This window comes from Planctomycetaceae bacterium (assembly GCA_021371795.1).
In the GTDB taxonomy this organism is placed as follows: Bacteria; Planctomycetota; Phycisphaerae; order Sedimentisphaerales; family UBA12454; genus UBA12454.
Map to the genome: position 1 here is coordinate 62,769 of JAJFVK010000006.1, position 18,313 is coordinate 81,081.

The following is an 18,313-nucleotide window of genomic DNA, read 5'->3' on the forward strand; positions in this document are numbered from 1 at the left end:
GCGGCAAGAGTAATATAATCACGTGTTTCATTTATTTCGGAGAAAAATATGTTAATAGATATGCCGTTTGCGGAATTGAAGAAGTACCAGGGACGCAATCCGCGTCCTGCTGATTTTGATAAATATTGGGACACAGCGCTAAAGGAGATGAATGCCGTTGACCCGAAAGTCGAACTTGTCAAAAGCGATTTCCAGGTTCCTTACGCCGAGTGTTTCGATTTATGGTTCACAGGTGTTGACAATGCGCGTATCCACGCAAAGTATCTTCGCCCAAAAAATAATCCGCAAAAGCATCCGGCGGTAATTAAATTCCACGGTTATAGCTGTAGTGCCGGCGACTGGTCGGAAAAACTGGAATATGTTGCGCTTGGATATTCTGTCGCGGCTCTTGATTGCCGTGGGCAGGGCGGTTTATCAGAAGACACCGGCGGCGTTAAAGGCAACACGTTGAAAGGCCAGATTATTCGCGGCCTTGATGATGCAGACCCGCACAAATTGCTTTTCCGAAATATATATTTGGACACTGCACAACTGACAAAAATCGTTATGAATATGCCGGAGGTTGACGCTGACCGTGTTGGCGTAACGGGTGGTTCGCAGGGCGGCGGGCTTTCGCTTGCATGTGCCTCGCTTGAGCCGAGAGTTAAGCTCGTTGTAAGTCAGTTTCCGTTTTTGAGTGATTATAAACGCGTTTGGGAAATGGATTTGGCTAAAGATGCGTATGATGAACTGAAGATGTATTTTCGTATGTTTGACCCGCAGCACAAAAAAGAGAACGAAATTTTCATAAAATTGGGGTACATTGATATTCAGTATTTAGCGCCGCGAATCAGAGCGAAGGTGCGAATGGTTACAGGGATGATGGATACGGTATGTCCGCCGTCGAGCCAGTTCGCAGCGTACAATAAAATAACCTCGAAGAAGGAAGTTTTAATTTATCCTGATTATGGCCACGAGGGTTTCCCTGGTTTCGCGGATGATACGATGCAGTTTATGATGGAACTGTGATCAGGCTTGTTTCTCTTTTTGTTCCTGCACGAGTTTGAAAAGCATCTCGCGAAGTTCTTTGATGCCTTTGCCGGTCGCTGCGGAGATAGCGACAGTTTTCTTGCGGAGTTTTTTCTTAAGGCGTTTCTGAATTTCGCCGTCAGGGTCTAAATCAATTTTATTTAGAACGATGAGTTCTTTCTTTTTGCCAAGCTCTTTGCTGTATGCAGTCAGTTCTTTTTTGATTGTTTTATAATTATCAACCGGGTCGGTTCCGTCCATCGGCATTATATCGATGATATGAACGATAATACGTGTTCTTTCAATATGTCGTAAAAAGTCGGTGCCCAAACCTGCGCCGGTGTGTGCGCCTTCAATAAGCCCCGGCAAATCAGCCATAACAAACCGCCTGTAACCGGTCAATTCCACGATTCCCAATACCGGCTTGAGCGTGGTAAACGGATAATCCGCAATCTTCGGCCTTGCCTTGGAGCAGTGCGAAAGCAGTGTGCTCTTGCCCGCGTTCGGAAGCCCTACAAGTCCGACATCAGCGATGAGTTTCAATACAAGTTTAAGATTTCGTTCTTTGCCTTCCTGGCCCTTTTGAGCGAATTTAGGAGCCTGTCTGGTCGCCGTTGCGTAATGCTGATTGCCGTTTCCGCCTCGTCCGCCCCGGCATATTTTTACTTGCTGCCCCGGCTGATTTAAGTCCTGCAAAAGCAAATCGTCCAAATCCATATCGTAAATTTGCGTACCGACCGGAACTCTTAAAATCAAATCTTCGCCTTTAAGACCGCTGCAATTCGACCCTTCGCCGGGCATACCGTTCTGCGCATCCCATATTGGTCTGCCGGAAAAATCCAAAAGCGTATCGACATCTTCAGCGGCAAGAAAATACACATCGCCGCCTTTACCGCCGTCGCCGCCGTTAGGGCCGCCTTTTGGGATGTACTTTTCACGCCGGAAACTTACGCATCCGTCGCCGCCGTCGCCGGCCTTTACTTTTATTTTTGCTTCATCTATAAACATATTTGATTTATCGGATAATTTGTTTAGCCCTGCCAACATTTTGGCAGGGTTCAGAGCCCGAAGCGTTGTAGCCGCAGCGGAAACCCATAAGCGAAGCGGGGTTAGCGACGGGTAATAATTATATAAAAAAAGGATGGCATAATCAGCCATCCTTATCAAATTTTTATTTCAATGAAAATACTAAATTTCGATATGTACTTTTCTGCCCTTAAACGTTACCGTACCGGCCTTTAATGCGAACAGAGTGAAATCCCTGCCCATACCGACGTTGTAACCGGGTTGAAAGAGAGTACCCTTCTGACGAATAATAATAGCGCCAGCCTTAGCGACTTCGCCGCCGTAGAGCTTAACGCCTCTAAATTTCGGATTGCTATCACGTCCGTTGCTTGTAGAGCCTTGTCCTTTTTTATGTGCCATGTAACTACCTTTTAATAAACAAGTTATAATTATTGCAAAGTTAAGAATACAACCTTATATCAAATTTACCGTCGGTTGTCCAGTGAAAATATGGCAGTTGTAAATAAATTACATCAAATACGACAAGTCGTATCCTGTTTAGATGCGAATATCTTCTCAATTATATTAACATTCCTTCAGCCCCCCGGTCCTTGCGGGGACTCGAAAAGAAAAAACAGAGGGGGCAAGTTAGTTACAAGCCGCGCAGGTTTTTAAAAATGTGCGCACGGTAATTCTTGCGCGAAAATTAATTTGTAATTTTTTTTGCGGTAACTAAATCGTCGTTGATAACGCACTCGACGATTTCGCCTTTCGGCAGGTTGTCTTCGGTCTTGACGGTGATTTCGTAATATCGTTCGCACTTGCCGGTATTTTTCACTTCATTTTCGATAAGAACCTGCGCGGTTTGGCCAACGAACTGTTGTCTGAACTCCTCGGCCAGTTTTTTTCCAGTTCGCGGAGAAGTTTGGTTCTTTGGGTAATTGTTCCCTTGTCGATATGGTCGTGCAGTTGAGCGGCGGCGGTTCCGGTACGTTTGCTGAACGGGAAAATATGAATTTTTGAAAAGCCCGACAACTTAGCGACCGAAAGACTTTGCGCAAAATCCTGATTAGTTTCGCCGGGAAAGCCAACGATTATATCGGTTGTAATAGCGGGGCGGTCTAATTGTAAGTTTATATTTTCTATGGAGTTAAGAAAATCCTTGATGGTATATTGCCGATTCATCTTTTTGAGGATTTTGTCGGAGCCGGATTGTAGCGACAGGTGCAGATGCGGCATAATATTAGTATGATTTTTCATTACTTCGAGCAGTTGCCCCGTTACATCAGCCGGCTCGAGCGAGCTTAGCCTGATTCTTTTAAGGTTTGGAATTTGAGCGACCTGCTCCAAAAGTTCGGCCAGAAGTGGATTTTCATTATTTGGCCACTTTTTTCGTTTTACGGTATCCAGGCCGTAAGCGCCGAGGAATATTCCGGTAAGGATTATTTCTTTATGTCCTGCATTTACAAGGTTTTGCGATTCATTTAAGACCTGTTCGACGGGTTTGAATGAGATGTTAGGTCTGGTATGCGGAATGATGCAGTAGGAGCAGAAGCCATCGCAACCGTCCTGTACTTTCAGGAACGCGCGAGTCTGACCGGAAAATTCTTTTAAATATATGTCTTTATTAGGTTTAGAGAGATTGAATTCTTTTTCAAAAAGGCTAAAAAGTTCATCGAGATTGGATGCGAGGAGGGTATTTTCGCCCAAATTTTCAAATTCTTTTGGGTCGCTTTTGACAAGGCAGCCGGAGACGATGATTTTAGCGTTTGGATTGAGTTTTTGGGCTTTGTGGACAAACTGGCGGCTTTTTGCCGATGCTGTATGAGTAACGCTGCATGTATGGATGATAATTAGTTCAGCCGATTCGAAGTTTTGTACGTATAACAGATTACGTTCAGTCAGGAACTGAATAATTTGTTGGGACTCGTATTGATTTACTTTACAACCGAGAGTATTTATGGCAAAAGTTTGCATATTTTAACTAATCTGTTATAATTAACTATCTTTATAAATATATAGCTTTATTTTTTTTAAAACGCAATTATTGGGATAAAAAATGGCTACAGGCGCTCGTTCCGTATGGGCAATCGACATCGGCAGTTGTTCACTGAAGGCTCTTCGTCTTCAGTCGGCAGGCGACCGTATAGAAGTTACCGGCCTCGATTATATCGAGCACCCAAAAATTCTTAGTGTCGAGGGTACCAACGAAGAAGAAAAAAATCAAATAATTCGCGCAAGTCTTGCAACATTTGTTGGTAGAAACACTCTCGGCAAAGACGACGTTGCCGTTTCCGTCCCCGGCCAAACAAGTTTCGCAAGATTTATAAAACTTCCGCCGGTTGACCCGAAAAAAATTCCTGAAATTATAAAATTTGAATCTGTTCAGCAGATTCCGTTCGACATCAACGAAGTCGAATGGGACTGGCAGATTATGCCAAAGCCTGACAGTCCAGAAGTTGAAGTCGGTATCTTCGCAATCAAAAATGAACTTATCAGCAGATACCTCGATAATTTTTCCGCGGAAAATTTGAAAGTCGCGATTGTGCAAATGTCGCCAATGGCGTTATATAATTACGCACAGTTTGACAGAAGCGACCTTGACGATGCGGACAAAAAAGCCGTTGTGCTTTTGGAAATGGGTTCGGCTGATACCAACCTTGTCATTTGCACAAAGTTGTCAGTTTGGCAACGCTGCATTCCTCTTGGCGGAAATAATTTTACAAAAGCTATCGCGGAAGCGTTCAAACTCGATTTCGACAAAGCGGAAAAATTAAAACGCGGCGCACCGGTCAGCAAATACGCAAGACAGATTTTCCACGCGATGAAACCTGTCTTTTCGGATTTAGCTGCGGAAATTCAGCGTTCTTTGGGCTATTTCAGCGGCAGCCACAGAGGTACATCTTATACAAAACTTATATGTCTCGGCGGCGGTTTTAAGTTGCAGGGGCTGGCGAAGTATATTCAGCAGTCAACGCAATTAGCTACCGTTCGGCCGGATTCTTTTGAAAAACTTGTGCCATCAGCGTCAGTTTCAAACGCCAAAATGCACGATAACATTTGCGACCTGGCGATAACTTATGGTCTGGGTCTTCAGTCTTTGGGAGTTGCGAAAGTCAACAGCAACCTGCTGCCGAAGGGCATCGCCCGGCGAATGATGTGGGTAAGAAAGAGTAAGTTTTTTATCATTGCTGCGTCAATAATTCTCATCGCATCTTTGGTCGGCTTGCTGAAAGCAAACATTGACCTCAAGAGAATTACATCCGGCATTTTTTACAGCAAAATAGAAGCGGCTCGAGCGGTTCTTGAAGAAGCAAGAGCCGTAAAAAGCCAATTAGATGAGCAGGCTTCGCGAGATACGCAATATAAAGAGCAAATCGCCAAGCAAATGGATGTGTTTAAATACCGCGATGTGCTGCCACTGCTTCATCAGACAATATTAAAATGTGTTCCTGAAGAAAAAGACTTGTATGACGCTTACGCACAGGGCGATGTCGAAAAGATAAAACTTGTGCCGAGAAAAGAACGCAAACTTATTTTTGTAACAAGTCTTAACATAAACTATTATGACAGTGTTGCCGGCGCTTCGCTTGAAACAGGCAGAAGCAGCAATATGAGGATGTTTGAACAGCAGAACACGGGCGGCGGCGAAGTGGTCGAAGGACAGCAGGCGGATGGCAAAGGTTTTGTCGTAGTCATCGAAGGCTATACTCCTTATGAAAGAATAGGCGAATTACTCGACCCGGCCGGTGTTTACAACACTCCTGAAAAATGGGGTATTGTAACAAGAATGATGAATTTGAATCGATTCTTCGACAGCAACAGTCCTTTTGAATTATTTAATAAAGGTAAAATCGAACACTTCCGAATCGAACAGGGCGTAATTGACGTTTCAGCTATCGACAATAGCAGCAGAATGCCCGCGGGAATCGGCGTTCTGGAAGCAAAGACAAGAGCAACTGCTGAAGAACAGGCCGGTACAGCGCCTGCCACAAGAGGCGGCAGAGGAGATTCCGGCGACAGTGTTGCTACCGAAATGGTTCTCGTTGACCCGCTCACAAGAGAAGAGATGAGCAGGACGTTCGATCTTGACAGCAACGGCAGAAAAAAAATCGATAATTTCGGACAGCCTCTTTATATCGAAAGAGATAGATGGTTTAGAATCAAAGCTAAGTTTCTCTGGAAAGACCCCGCGGCTCAAAATCAGTCTACGGGTATGTAACCTCTGAAAGATATTTATGATAGATGTAGTAAAAATATTTAAAAAGAATATGCCGATAATCATACCGGCTGCAATTGCGGCAGTCGCGATTCTTCTGCTGGTACCAACAGTAATGCTTCGCGGCAAAATAAAAGCGAAACTCTCTGAAAGCGCTAACGTAGTCAGGGAAGTGGATTCGACCCTCTACGAGGCAGTTTCTTCGAGGCAACCTGAAATAGCAACTAAATATCAGGACAGTCATGAGGCTGACGCGAACGAAATCGATAAGCTTGCGCAGCAGACTTCACAGAGAGAATTGCTTAGCTACAAGATTTTCCCGGACCCGAACGAAACATCCTCACAACTTTTCAATGAGTTTAAACGTGAATATAAAGCAGTGTTTGCCATTTTCGTGAAAGATTTAAAGGCGCTTGACGCCCCGACCGACAGCGAAATACGCAAACAGGCCGGCGCAATAAATATTGGACAGATGATTGGCGGAACGTCCGGCAGGAAGAGCAGCGATGAAAAAATTATCGAGCTTATATGCAGAAGCCGAAGCGAAGAAATTCCTGTTTACGCAAATCCCTGGGTCTTCAGCGGCTACGCATACTGGGACAAATGGGAATTCGCAGGGATGACGTCGGCTGTTCGCGACTGCTGGTATTGTCAAATGGCAGTCTGGATTCATCAGGATGTTATCAGCAGCATCAATTCAATCAACGCAGGCTCAACCAGCGTAGCTAAGTCTTCAGTTAAAAGACTTTTGTCCAGCAATTTCGCGGGAGGCTTAAGAGACGCCGGCCTGGATATGCCGATGTATGTAACTGAAAAGAGCGGCGGATTGTGCCAGCCGTGGACTGGCAGAAAATGCGACGACAGAATCGATGTGATGCATTTTGCCGTCAGCGTAATTGTGCGAGCGGATGATGTGCTTAAATTTATGACGGCGATTTGCAGTGAAAAAGAACATACATTTGCAGGTTTCAATGGTGAACTTCCGCCGCAAACATACAAACATAATCTTATAACCATTCTTGGAAGCAGCATCGAGCCGGTTGACAGAACCAGCACGGAACATAAACGCTACTATTACGGTCAGGACGCGATTGTTAAACTGGATCTTATTTGTGAATATGTTCTTAACCGGCAGGGCTATGATGTAATAAAACCGAAAGTAATTCAGGATGAAATCATCGGAGCCAAGCAGCAGGACGGCGGCGGTGCGCCCGGCGGAATGGGTGTGCCTGGCGGAATGGGTGCGCCAGGCGGAATGGGTATGCCTGGAATGGGTATGCCTGGAATGGATATGCCCGGCGGCGGAGGACGGCAATAATGGGAAATAAAATTTTAAAATATATTGAACAATATCTCGATAAGATAGTGATTGCCGTCGCGGCGGTAATCGCGGTTGTTATAGTTTTTGTATTTGTTTTAAGCTCGCCGCAGGTTGACGGCGTGGGGTTGTCAGAATTGGACGAATCCATCAATCGCAAAGCTGATGCCCTCAAGCAAAAACTTAACAGCGAACCAAATGACAAGATTCAGTACGAGTTGCAACAGAAAGAATTTGTTGCATTACTGAAAGATTCGATAGACGGCGATGTAAACAATAATATTTACTTTCCGCTGCCGGCTAATAATTCCAGCGGTCCAATCGAAAAATATACATATCATGTTCCGCAAATCGGTGAGATAGGCAAACCGAGTCTGGCTGTTGTAAAAATGGCGGCATTTGTGCCTACCGAGGAGCTTTCAACAACTGTTACCTATGGCAGTGCGGGCAAAAAACTCGAAGATTTGGACATTGTAACGGTCGAGTCTTCCATAGATTTGAAATCTTTGTATGCTAAATTTAAGGAATCCTTCGCGGCGAAAAATTTCCCGCCGGAAAAGAAAAAAGAACAATACGCAACGCCTGTTTTCGCAAAAGTTCAGCTCCAACGAAAAACACTGCAATCGGACGGCAAATGGAGCGAGTGGGCAGATGTTCCGCTGACAAAAATATGTTATCTGAAACAAAATCTGGAACTGCCCAAGGATACGAGCGAGTTCGCGATGGAAATGGCGATGGTTCAATTTGCCAAAAGCGAGTTTCGCGATGAAATTGTTCAGCCCGCGGTTTATTGCAACGCGATACCGACTGAACGATGGATAAGCCCGTCTTTTTACAAGAGCCGGCAGGGAAAATTAGATAAACAGGAAGAAGAAAGACGCAAAGCTGAAGCTGAAGCCGCCAAAGCACAGAGGCTGCAGAACAGATCGACTCCTGCAAGAGAAACACGGGATGTTCGCACACCTGCCAGAGGCATGGAGACAGGGCCAGGTGGTATGCCTGGCATCATGGGCGGCGATGGTATGGGCGGCGGCGTAGGCGGCGGCAGAGGCGCTACGTCGCGTCGAGAAACAACCAGAACGCCGGCAAGAACTGAACGCACTGTACGCGAAAGAACTCCGACAACTACGACCACTACCGATATGACATTGATGATGACGGAAAATTCAGACTTTGCCGCAATCAAACTTTATGCGGAAACAAATATCGACCAGATGGATAAACTGGTATTCTGGGCACATGATGATACAACAAAGCCCGGCGAAAAATATCAGTATCGCATCAGGATAGGTGTGTTTAATCCGATAGCGGGCAAAGAAATGTTTGTCGAAAGCGAAAAAGAATATCATGACAGGGTGGTGTTGTGGAGTGATTATGCCGAGGCGGGCGAAACGGTTGAAATTCCGCAAAGGCTGTATTTCTTCGCTACGAATTACAGGGAAATCGACAAAGGTACAAGTACTGACAAGACGGTTGAAGTTATGGTCGCACGTTATATGCTCGGCAACTGGGTGAGCAAAAAATACACCAATGTAAAATGCGGCGAAGAAATCGGCAAAGCCGACGAACAGCCTGACGCCAGACTTGTCAACGCAGGCATCAGTACCGATGCGATAGATTTTTCGACCGGTGCTGTAATGATAGATGCGCAAAAAGTGCCGGCTTCAGGTTCTCGTACAACTGAATATTATGAACTGCTGCACAGCTATGACGGCAGTGAAATGTTACGAACTCCGATTAAAGACAGAAACTGGTCTGCGAAAGTTCAGCAGGTTTATAAGGAAATAAACGCTGCGATTGCCGGCAATCCAGTAGTTCTCCTGTCGTGGGAACAGGCGTCGATTGGCGTAGAAAATCGTTCGCCGATAAATCAGCCGGACAATATGGATGAATCGAATAGAAGATTTCAGCCGGGCGCAGAACCGGGAATGCCTGGAATGCCTGGAATGCCGGGTATGCCTGGAATGCCTGGAATGTTACAATAGTCTATTCGACAGCGTAAATTTATGAGACTGTTGCGGTTTCTTTTTGTCGAACCGTTTGTGTCAGGTCGGGCAGAATGTAATTTTCTACAACTACATCCCAGCTCATCTGCGAGGCGATCGCAAAACCGGAATTAATCATTTCTGTCATTTCCGTATCGTTCTTCGGCAGTCTGACCATTATTCCCATCGCAACTTTTTCGCTGACATAGCGTTCGAGTTTGTTTCTTGTCTCGATATCTATTTTCAGCAAATCCGAGATACTGTTAAACTGTATACCGTCAAGGTCTGTGTAGTCGGCGATTATGACGTTGCGGCTCTCGGCAGGATTGCAGATTCTCTTTATGAATCCTGCACATCCGCAGACGCTGCTTACGACGCAGATGCCGCCGAAGCTCAACGGCTCGAATTGCGCGATGCCGAACGGTTCATATATGCTTTGTCCGAATTCAACGTCAGAACCTTTTCTGATGTCCATAAATTCCATATCTTCGGGCATTCTTGAACCGCAGTGTACTCTGTCGAATCCGAATTGGTTGATGAACACGACTTTTATGTTTCTGCTGCGTGCGTTAAATTCCTGCACGGCGTTGTCAAAAACTAATTCGCCGCCGCTCAAATCAGGCCAGCCTTCGTGATGAACAACCGGCCAGTGATAGTCGGACTCCATTCTTAAAATATCCTTTTCGCGTCTTTGGCCGACTTCGGTGCTTAAGACAAACATCACGGCTGTTTTGTTTTGTGCGCTGAATTCTTTTTCAAGATGCTCAAGAACCCGCAAATCACGCCAGAGTCCTTTGCTTCGGACAAGTCTTGTAACGTGTGTGAAAATGTAATCCGGCGTATAACCGAGCAGATTTTTGCAATACCCCTGAAGTCTTGAACGAGAAAGTTTTTTCTCGTCGAGGCCGATATGATAAGCCGGTATGCCGTTGTAAGCCAGCTTGATATGCTCGGCGTCGAAATCAGAAGAGATGAATTTCAGCTCTTCGCCGACAAGGTCGCCGACGACAAAAACGGTATCGCAGTGTTTTGACGCGTTGACCAATGCGTGTTTGGAGTAATCGCTCTGGTCGCCGAAAACATCAGACAACGATAAACCTTCTGATTTTGCCCGATTCATTACGTTATAAAACATCGTATCATGGCCGACTTTGTCTTCGACGATTCGGCGGATGGTCGCTGCTTCGTGCGCGTAAAAGACGGTTTTGAAATCATATTCGGTGTCGACCATAGCGGCAAGCGCGGTCGGCATTCCCATGAACTCATGACTGACAATAACTGTGCTGCCGTCGTGTGAAGCGGCGCCGATGGCTTTCAACGCGGCAATTGCCGGCGGAGCCAGTCGCACCCATTCCTCAAATTCCCACATTTTCTCATATCTCATTCCCGATATGCCGAAATGCTCGTACATTTTATGTTTGAACTCATTAATCGGCGGCTGATTAACCTGACGAACATCGATTAGTAAAACTTCCGGCGTGCTTTGAATGCCGGAACGTTTGTCTTCGAAAAGTTTTCTGCCGTAAACAATGTCAACGTTGAAATATTTTTCAATCGCCTGGAATGTTTCTGCGTAACCTGTTTTGGTATAGCCGTCAACGCCGGAGTAGAGGACTTCGCCGCCATGGCCGAGACGATTTTGCACCGGACCATCAATGGAAAAGAGCGGACTTACAAGAATCGACCTGCCGGTTGATTCGAGATAGACTTTGTTCGTGAGCATACCTTCAAGCACGGCGCCAATTCCGCCGATTTTGCCGACAGCTTCGTGTGTTACATGAACGATATTCGGCTTATGTGTCATTTGTCTTTTCCTTTCCAAAACATTGATGGCTTAATCTTTGTTGTTTTGTAACATTTTAGCCGTATGTAGGGGCGAACCTATGTGTTCGCCCTTTTGGGCAGACACACAGGTCTGCCCCTACAAAAATCATTTGGCTAAAGTGTTACGTTATTTTTCTTTTTGTTATTTTTTTGAAGTTTCTTTTCGGCTTTTTCTTTTTCAGCCTTTACTTTATTCGCCTTTTCAGCTTTTTCTTTCTTTTGTTGTTCTTTTTTCTCTTCGACTTCCGGAATCGTCAGCAGAGGTCGTTTTGATATTTCATCAAATTTTTCCATTTCCGCTTTACTTGGTTTTTCGCCCGTGTAAATGTGCGGTGAAAGCAGTACCAATAATTCCGAATTGTTTTCGGTTATATCAGTTGCTTTAAATGCGAGACCGACAATCGGCACATCACCAAGGAATGGAATTTGATTGGTCTGCTTCTGTGTTACTTTTCTACGCAGGCCGCCGATTACAAGCGTCTGACTGTTTTCCAGCAACAGAGAACTTTTAACATTTCTTGTATCAACTATTGGTACGCCTGTGGCGCCTACGCCGCCTGTAACGACACTTGAGCCTGTTTGAACGCTTTGTTCCGTTTCGACGGCTAAAAGTATGAATTTATCATCTGTCAGTGTTGCGACTATTTTCAATTTAACGCCGACATTTTTAAATTGCGTACTTGTCAATGACCCGCCTGCACTTGTGTCGGAGCTTTCTTTGTATGGTATTTCTTCTACGGATTCGATGGAAGCGGTTTGACCACTGACAACCATCACTCGCGGACTTGCTATTATTTCGACATTATTTTTTTGCTGAAGGGCGTGAATAACCGTTCGTATGTCTCCAAAGGTAAGCCAGAAGTCGCCTGCGGTGCCAGTAGTATTATATGCCGTAGCATTTTGAATGTTGTCTGAAGTTTGTGCCACTGCAGAAAGACGGCTTGAGTAAGTCAGGTTCTGTCTATATGCGGCATCTCTGTAATCGTTCGTCAGCATATCCCAGTTGATGCCGATTTCAGTTTCGTTATCGAGTTTTACATCAAGAATAACAACTTCAATCATTATCTGTTCCGGTGTGCGGTCGATTTTTCGGATTTGCGCAATAATTTTCGCAACATTTTCCGGCGTGTCGCACACTATCAGCGAATTGCCCTTGCTATCCGGTTCGATATTGCCGAAATCGCCCGACATATTCACGATGGATGTCTTTACACTTTTTGCGTCGAGGAATTTCAACGTCGTAGTTTCAACGACAAGCTCCGGCTTGATAATGCCGGCAATGCCGGGATGCGAGGGCTGATTGGGCTTAAATTGCGCAAACGGATTTTCCTGCGTTATAGAGTTGATATCGATTTCGTTATCGGCAGCGTAAACGGCAGCCGACAAGCTTAAAAAGAGTATCGCTTTTAAGGTGTTGTTATTTCTTAACATTTTCAGTATTCTCCTTAACCTTTAATGTGTATATGCTTATTAACAAGTCGCATTCGAGATAGCCATTTTCATTGTTCATCTCGATGTTTATTGAATCGACCCGGACTTGTTCAGTTCTGTTCTGAAGCGTATTCAAAAATTTGATTATGCTGCCGTAGCCGCCGAATATGTTTAAATTCGTCTGGTATTGGCTGATTCCGATATTGCCTGCGGTCTGCGGAAATTCACGCGGTGACAGGAAGCGGAGATTCTGAATCGTGCAGCTGTTCTTTTCCGCTGCGGTCTGGATGCCTGTCAGGAAAATCTTTGCGTTGTTTGCGTCAAAGAATAATTGCTTGTGCTGTTCGTATTTTCCGCTGAGATTCTCCAGCGTTTTATTAGATATTTTCAGACTGCTGTTAAGAATTTTATTTTTCGTCTCCAGCGATTCGATTGTCTGCTGATATTGCTGTTCGGCCATGAGATACTGTGAGTGCGGCGTTACAAACCAGTTGTAAATCGCAATGGTCATTATTATTAATATCGCGGCGACAGTCATATTTCTTTTTTGTAAATTTGTCATATTATTTTTCCTTCCGTCCTGATGCAAGAGAACAGTTTATCGAGTAATCGATAAAGCCTTCGCCGTATTGTGTGTTTTGTTTTGTGTCTTCAAGCTGCGCTGTTCCGATAGTTTTGCATTCCGACAGGCGTTTGACAAAATCTGTTACCGCGGCGTAATTTACCGCTACGCCTTCAATCGTTAACGATTGCGAATCTCCCGACCGCATAGTTTGAATTTGAACGGTTTGCGGAACCTTTTTGGATATTTCAGCCAGAACATACGCCCAGTTCAGTTTGCTGTTTTCAGGCACGATTTTTTCGAGCGTCCCGAGGTTGGCGGTAATTTTAGTTGTTTGTTCATTGACGTCGGCCTTTGCACGTGAAAGCTGCGAAAGGCTTTGCTCGGACTGAATTTTGCTCGATTTTGTGATTTCTGTGTTTGCTCTGGAAGATTGTATGCCGAGCTGTGCAATGTGTATGAACAGCAGCACTAATATTGCCGCAGCGATATCGATTATGACAAGCAACTGCTTGTTTGATTTTCTGATTTCTGAAATTTCGTCCGGAACCATATTGATTGAGATTTCCGAATCGTCGGCTTTGAGCAGTTTCATTGCCGCACCGACCGCCGCGGGAGAAAAATCTGAACTTGCGGTTTTGTTGACAATATTCAAATGCTCCGGCAAAACAGGATTTACCTCGATGTTTTGCGGCAGGATATTTTTCAATTGCTCTGTAATTGGAACTGCCTGCGCGGCGCTCTGTCTGCACGTCAGGAAAATCTGCCATGCGTTCGGCTGCAGTGGTTTTTCCATTTCATAAAACTGGACAACAGACTGAATTTGAGCCGCGATAGCCTGCGTACAGGCGTTTGAATCTGAATTATCATCGATTTTCTTAGTTCGCAGGAAATCCAGCTTTTGTCCGTTGAAGACGCATATATTCAAAACATCGTCTCCAAGCAGGACGAGCATTGTGTTTTTGTCGTGAGCGGTGCAGACGATTTTTCTGTAACAGGCTCTTATAAGAGAAATAACGGCAGGCTCAATCAGGCCTATATCAATATGATATCTTTCAAGCTCTCTTGTTGCATCGACAAGTGGCTGTGCGGGGCAAGCGCTCACGAGCACCTGTTTGCTCTCGTCAGAGGCCGTGCTTCGCAATGCACAGTAGTCCGTCTTTATATTTTTCAGCGGCAAAACAGCGTATTGCCGAATTTCATCGTGAATATACTTAATAATATTATGCGGCGTTGCTTCCGGCAGCTTTAAAATCTGCAGCAAATCCGGCGAAGAACCCAAACAAAGAGCAGCATCGCAGTGTTCCAGTCTTTTGGTGAGCTTTAAACTTTTTATCGCGTTTGACAGGACTTTCGGGTCTGTTTGCGCATCCGGCACATTCAATTTGATGTTCAGCGGAATCTGCATACTTTCCGTGAGAATTATTTTCTCTCCCTGTCGTTCCAGACGGACAACGTTCAAAGAATTTTTGCATACGTCTATGCCGATCGTCTTGTTTTGAGTCGGGTTCATTCGTTTATCCTTAATTTATCAATACGAATTACATAACTGCTTGTATCCACGGTAACATCCGCGCTGATATTGGTCGTAAATCCCTGCGCTGAAGTTCCTGCGGATGTAAAATTCGGGTCAGGCAGCGAACCTGCAACGGTTACGCTGTATGAACCGCCGCCAAAATTAGTGTTAAAATTCGCGGGCAGCGACTGGCTTGTGCGTACTCTTGCCAGTGCGTCCGCAATGCCTGCCTGTGCGATTAAATTCGACTGCGTTGTGAATATCTCATTTTTCATAATCTGAAACTGTTCGCTGTGAATCTGCAGCATACCGACTACAAAAGCAGTCAGCAGGGCGATTATGAAAACCACCACAAGCAAAACCGAACCGTTATTTTTCATTTTTCGTTTCATATTTTTTATGGCGCAATTCCCTGATAACTATTCCCGCCGCTGAAAGTCCATGTTTTGTTTCCGCCGGCACTTCCGCCGCCGTTTTCAAATGTCGAATCAAGGTCAACGTGTATTGGGGACGAGCCTGAAAGCGACTTGCATTTTATTCTGCCGAAAAAATCGCCCCATCCCCAAAAACTTACCGGGCCATTAGGATTGTCTATCATGGCGCTGATGTCTCCGCTGCCCCATGTGCTGAAAGATTTATTGCTGCCGAGCATATAAATTCGCATATTTGACGGCAGATATTCGTTATATGCGTTTAGGCTGCCGCCTATGCTGCAGCTTCCTTTTACATATAAATTCAGACTTGAGCCTGAAGCTATTCTGATGCTTCTGCCGCTTCCGACATTTAAATCGCCATCGAGAAGCAGAGTTACATCTCCATTTATTGTGATGTATGAACTCCAAATCGATATACTGTTGTAATGATGATTGCTGCTGATGATTCGCTCTCCGCCTGTCCAGTCGTTAGTCGGGAAATCTCCTTCTGACGCGCTGTCGAAAGGCGAACCTGTCGGCGCAGTCGGATTTGGAAAATCAATCGGCGTGTCGAGCGTGCCTCTTATGCCGGTGATTGTCGAACCCCAGGTTGAAAACCCAATGGACGTATTGCCGCCGGGCCCGATGTAGGCGTCGCCGTATATTTTGCCATGGCTGTATAATGTGATTATGTTGTAGCCGATTGCGTTGGCAGTAACAACGGCGTTTTGTGATACATTGCTATTGCTGTAGAAACCGCTGCTGGAATTATAGCTGTCGAAGATAGCATTTGAACCGCCATAGCTCACATAATCTTTTACCGCAACTTTTGGTCTGGTGTCCGGCGTCTGTTGTTTGATTATGAGTTTTGGAGTATGCGCGTTTGTTCCGGTTGTGTTTTCTGTCGCGGCGAATTGCAGATTATTGTTTTTGTCGTTGACAAAGCCGAAACCATAGTTTAGATATTCGCCGTTTATCCAGCCCTTTACAATATCCGTTACGTCAATCTCGAGCGAAGTCGGAACGCCGTTGCCTGGATTCATGGTCAATGCGCTTGCTGAATCGCAGTTGATGCCGGGACGTATTCCGCCGCCGATGCTGTTCCAAGTTGATGTTTCAGACCAGTCAACATTCATTCGGTATATATTAATGTTATTACTGCCGTTGTGATTTACATACCACAGTTTCAATGTCGCTTCAGAAATTTCCGTGCCCAGTGGTATTTGCCAGTTTGCATCACCTACGATGTCCTTAAAGCACAGCAAAGCCTGATAGCTATTTTTGCTGATTTCCATAACAGCGTCGCAGCCGTAAGAGCCTGCGATGAAATCATAAGCAGTATTCTTGTTATTCTGATTTACCATAACATCTATAACTTCCTGACCTGATGCAGAAGGTTTGCCGGTTTGTACGTATATTTGCGTAACGATGTTTCTGGACGTGCCGGATGATTCGCTGTTTGTCAAATCAGTTTCGATTTTCACAAAACGTATGCTGTTGGCATCGGTTACAGGTGTATCGAAGTCGTTCAGTGAATAGCACGATATTTTAAATTTTGTAACAGGGCCGGCAAGCAACTGCGGATTTGCCGTATCGCCGAATGCTATATAGCCATTTGCAACAGAATATGTTTTTGAAACGCCGAGGTTGTCGGTGAATGTTATATATCCGCTGTCAACATTGTCTGAACTGACGGCAAGAATTTGTTTTGCCGCAGCGAGATTTCTGTTGAGATGTTCTTCGAGTACAAGTGCGTTTTGAATCAGTTCAGATGATTTTTGTGTTGTCGCCCAACTGCTTCGTATCGCGCGTATCTGCGGAATCAGCGCAGCCATAATGATGAGCAGTAACACCATTGCCACCATCAGTTCGACGATTGTAAAACCTGCTATTAAATTGTTTTTGCGCATACGCATAGTGCTTTCCGGTACTTCTGTGTAAATATCGGCTGAAAAAAGCTGTGTGCTAACTTCAAAACCGCAAATGACGAAATTAAGCAGGCAACGCAGAAAAGGGCGTTACGCTGTGCGTACTTGCGGTTTTATAGGACATTGAGCGTTTTGCTCTGTTTATTTTAAAATGAGTTAATGTAAGTCCTATAAATTATCGGCGTGCTAATTGAGTTTGAAGAGAAACTTCAACTTCATCGCTGCCGAGTGTGCCGTTATGATTTCTATCCATACCGACCGAAACGGTGATTGCTTTCAAGTTGGTGTTTACGGATGAGGAAGCAATATTGCACAGGTATAAGTTATCAAGCGATAAATTATTTTGTGAGAAATTGTCATCGAAATTATAAATTGATTTTGCCTGAATCTGATTTATTTGCGATTTTGCCAGGTTCAGGCTTTTTGTTCTTCTTTCGACGATTATATTGTTCATATTGACTTGCGTAAGTGCTTTTAGGATTGGAACCATCGCAAATATCAGCAGGGCGGAGGCAACCAATACTTCCACCAGAGTAAACCCCGTTTTATTTTTCACTGCTATTCGCATTTTACCATTCCCGTAGTACTGACGACTGATATTACTAAAGTTTTTCCGCCTGCGCTGACAGTGAGATTTCCGCCTGTGTCTGTTCTGCTGCCAAGCGGGCCAAACCAGAAACTGGTTGTTCCGCTGTATGTAATACCGTTAGTAAGTTTTTCTGTTTTGACTACTTGTGAGGTTTGCAGGTTGGTTATTTGAAAACCGGTATAGGTGCCGGAACCGGTAAAAGTTAAGCTGAATCCCTGTCGGTTTTGAGCGGCGTTGCTGATTGCCATCGTTCTGCATAAACGAACTGCCGCGGCGATTTGATTTGCTGTGGTTTGTGCTTTGCCTTTAAAGACCGTTGCCATTCCCATTCTCGGAACGGCGACAAATGTCAACACGCTTATTATCAATACGACAATAAGCATTTCAACGAGCGTAACGGCTTTGACAGTTTTTTTCATTTGTTCGCACCAAAAACAAAGGGATGACTTTCGGCCATCCCTTTATCTTACCCTCTACGGAATCCGTTATTTTTTATTGTTTGTGGTCGCACACTA

At 44.9% G+C, this 18,313-nt stretch carries 15 protein-coding genes; 4 read left to right on the forward strand and 11 right to left on the reverse strand.

Features of this window, described 5'->3' with window-relative positions; all coding sequences use genetic code 11:
- The first annotated feature begins 48 nt into the window (after nt 1-48).
- Complete coding sequence (locus tag LLF92_02795) at nt 49-1,008, forward strand: acetylxylan esterase (protein MCE5340041.1); 960 nt, start codon at nt 49-51, stop codon at nt 1,006-1,008.
- Here LLF92_02795 and obgE read toward each other — a convergent pair whose 3' ends face one another.
- The 3 genes from obgE to mtaB form a co-directional block, all read right to left on the reverse strand.
- Nucleotides 1,009-2,016 (reverse strand): GTPase ObgE, encoded by a 1,008-nt coding sequence (gene obgE / locus LLF92_02800; GenBank protein ID MCE5340042.1) that lies wholly within the window; start codon nt 2,014-2,016, stop codon nt 1,009-1,011.
- Between the two features lie 180 nt (nt 2,017-2,196).
- A complete protein-coding gene (rpmA, locus tag LLF92_02805; protein MCE5340043.1) occupies nt 2,197-2,433 on the reverse strand; it encodes a 50S ribosomal protein L27 in 237 nt (78 codons plus the stop codon).
- A 414-nt stretch (nt 2,434-2,847) separates the two neighbouring features.
- A complete protein-coding gene (mtaB, locus tag LLF92_02810; GenBank protein ID MCE5340044.1) occupies nt 2,848-3,990 on the reverse strand; it encodes a tRNA (N(6)-L-threonylcarbamoyladenosine(37)-C(2))-methylthiotransferase MtaB in 1,143 nt (380 codons plus the stop codon).
- Nucleotides 3,991-4,072: 82 nt separating this feature from the next.
- On the opposite strand from mtaB, the gene pilM reads away from it, so the two are divergent.
- The 3 genes from pilM to LLF92_02825 are packed head-to-tail and all read left to right on the forward strand — an operon-like array spanning nt 4,073 to nt 9,535.
- The gene (gene pilM, locus LLF92_02815; GenBank protein ID MCE5340045.1) at nt 4,073-6,235 is read left to right on the forward strand and encodes a type IV pilus assembly protein PilM; all 2,163 of its coding nucleotides are present in this window, start codon (nt 4,073-4,075) and stop codon (nt 6,233-6,235) included.
- A gap of 16 nt (nt 6,236-6,251) precedes the next feature.
- Nucleotides 6,252-7,550, forward strand: a complete 1,299-nt coding sequence (locus LLF92_02820; GenBank protein ID MCE5340046.1) for a hypothetical protein — start codon at nt 6,252-6,254, stop codon at nt 7,548-7,550.
- Nucleotides 7,550-9,535, forward strand: a complete 1,986-nt coding sequence (locus LLF92_02825; GenBank protein ID MCE5340047.1) for a hypothetical protein — start codon at nt 7,550-7,552, stop codon at nt 9,533-9,535. Before LLF92_02820 ends, LLF92_02825 begins: the two co-directional genes overlap by 1 nt.
- 19 nt (nt 9,536-9,554) lie before the next feature.
- On the opposite strand, the gene LLF92_02830 is transcribed toward LLF92_02825, so the two are convergent.
- The 8 genes from LLF92_02830 to LLF92_02865 form a co-directional block, all read right to left on the reverse strand.
- Nucleotides 9,555-11,339: a hypothetical protein gene (locus tag LLF92_02830; protein MCE5340048.1), complete on the reverse strand. Its 1,785-nt coding sequence runs from the start codon at nt 11,337-11,339 to the stop codon at nt 9,555-9,557.
- A gap of 134 nt (nt 11,340-11,473) precedes the next feature.
- Nucleotides 11,474-12,790, reverse strand: coding sequence for a hypothetical protein (locus LLF92_02835; protein MCE5340049.1), 1,317 nt, complete (start codon nt 12,788-12,790; stop codon nt 11,474-11,476).
- A complete protein-coding gene (locus LLF92_02840; GenBank protein MCE5340050.1) occupies nt 12,777-13,352 on the reverse strand; it encodes a hypothetical protein in 576 nt (191 codons plus the stop codon). Before LLF92_02840 ends, LLF92_02835 begins: the two co-directional genes overlap by 14 nt.
- A 1-nt stretch (nt 13,353) precedes the next feature.
- Nucleotides 13,354-14,865, reverse strand: coding sequence for a PilN domain-containing protein (locus LLF92_02845; GenBank protein ID MCE5340051.1), 1,512 nt, complete (start codon nt 14,863-14,865; stop codon nt 13,354-13,356).
- Nucleotides 14,862-15,248, reverse strand: coding sequence for a hypothetical protein (locus LLF92_02850; GenBank protein MCE5340052.1), 387 nt, complete (start codon nt 15,246-15,248; stop codon nt 14,862-14,864). The genes LLF92_02845 and LLF92_02850 overlap by 4 nt, the downstream gene beginning before the upstream one ends.
- Nucleotides 15,249-15,265: 17 nt before the next feature.
- Complete coding sequence (locus LLF92_02855; protein MCE5340053.1) at nt 15,266-17,197, reverse strand: DNRLRE domain-containing protein; 1,932 nt, start codon at nt 17,195-17,197, stop codon at nt 15,266-15,268.
- 187 nt (nt 17,198-17,384) lie between these two features.
- Nucleotides 17,385-17,777, reverse strand: a complete 393-nt coding sequence (locus LLF92_02860) for a prepilin-type N-terminal cleavage/methylation domain-containing protein (protein MCE5340054.1) — start codon at nt 17,775-17,777, stop codon at nt 17,385-17,387.
- Nucleotides 17,768-18,217 (reverse strand): hypothetical protein, encoded by a 450-nt coding sequence (locus tag LLF92_02865; protein ID MCE5340055.1) that lies wholly within the window; start codon nt 18,215-18,217, stop codon nt 17,768-17,770. The genes LLF92_02860 and LLF92_02865 overlap by 10 nt, the downstream gene beginning before the upstream one ends.
- Nucleotides 18,218-18,313: the final 96 nt, after the last annotated feature.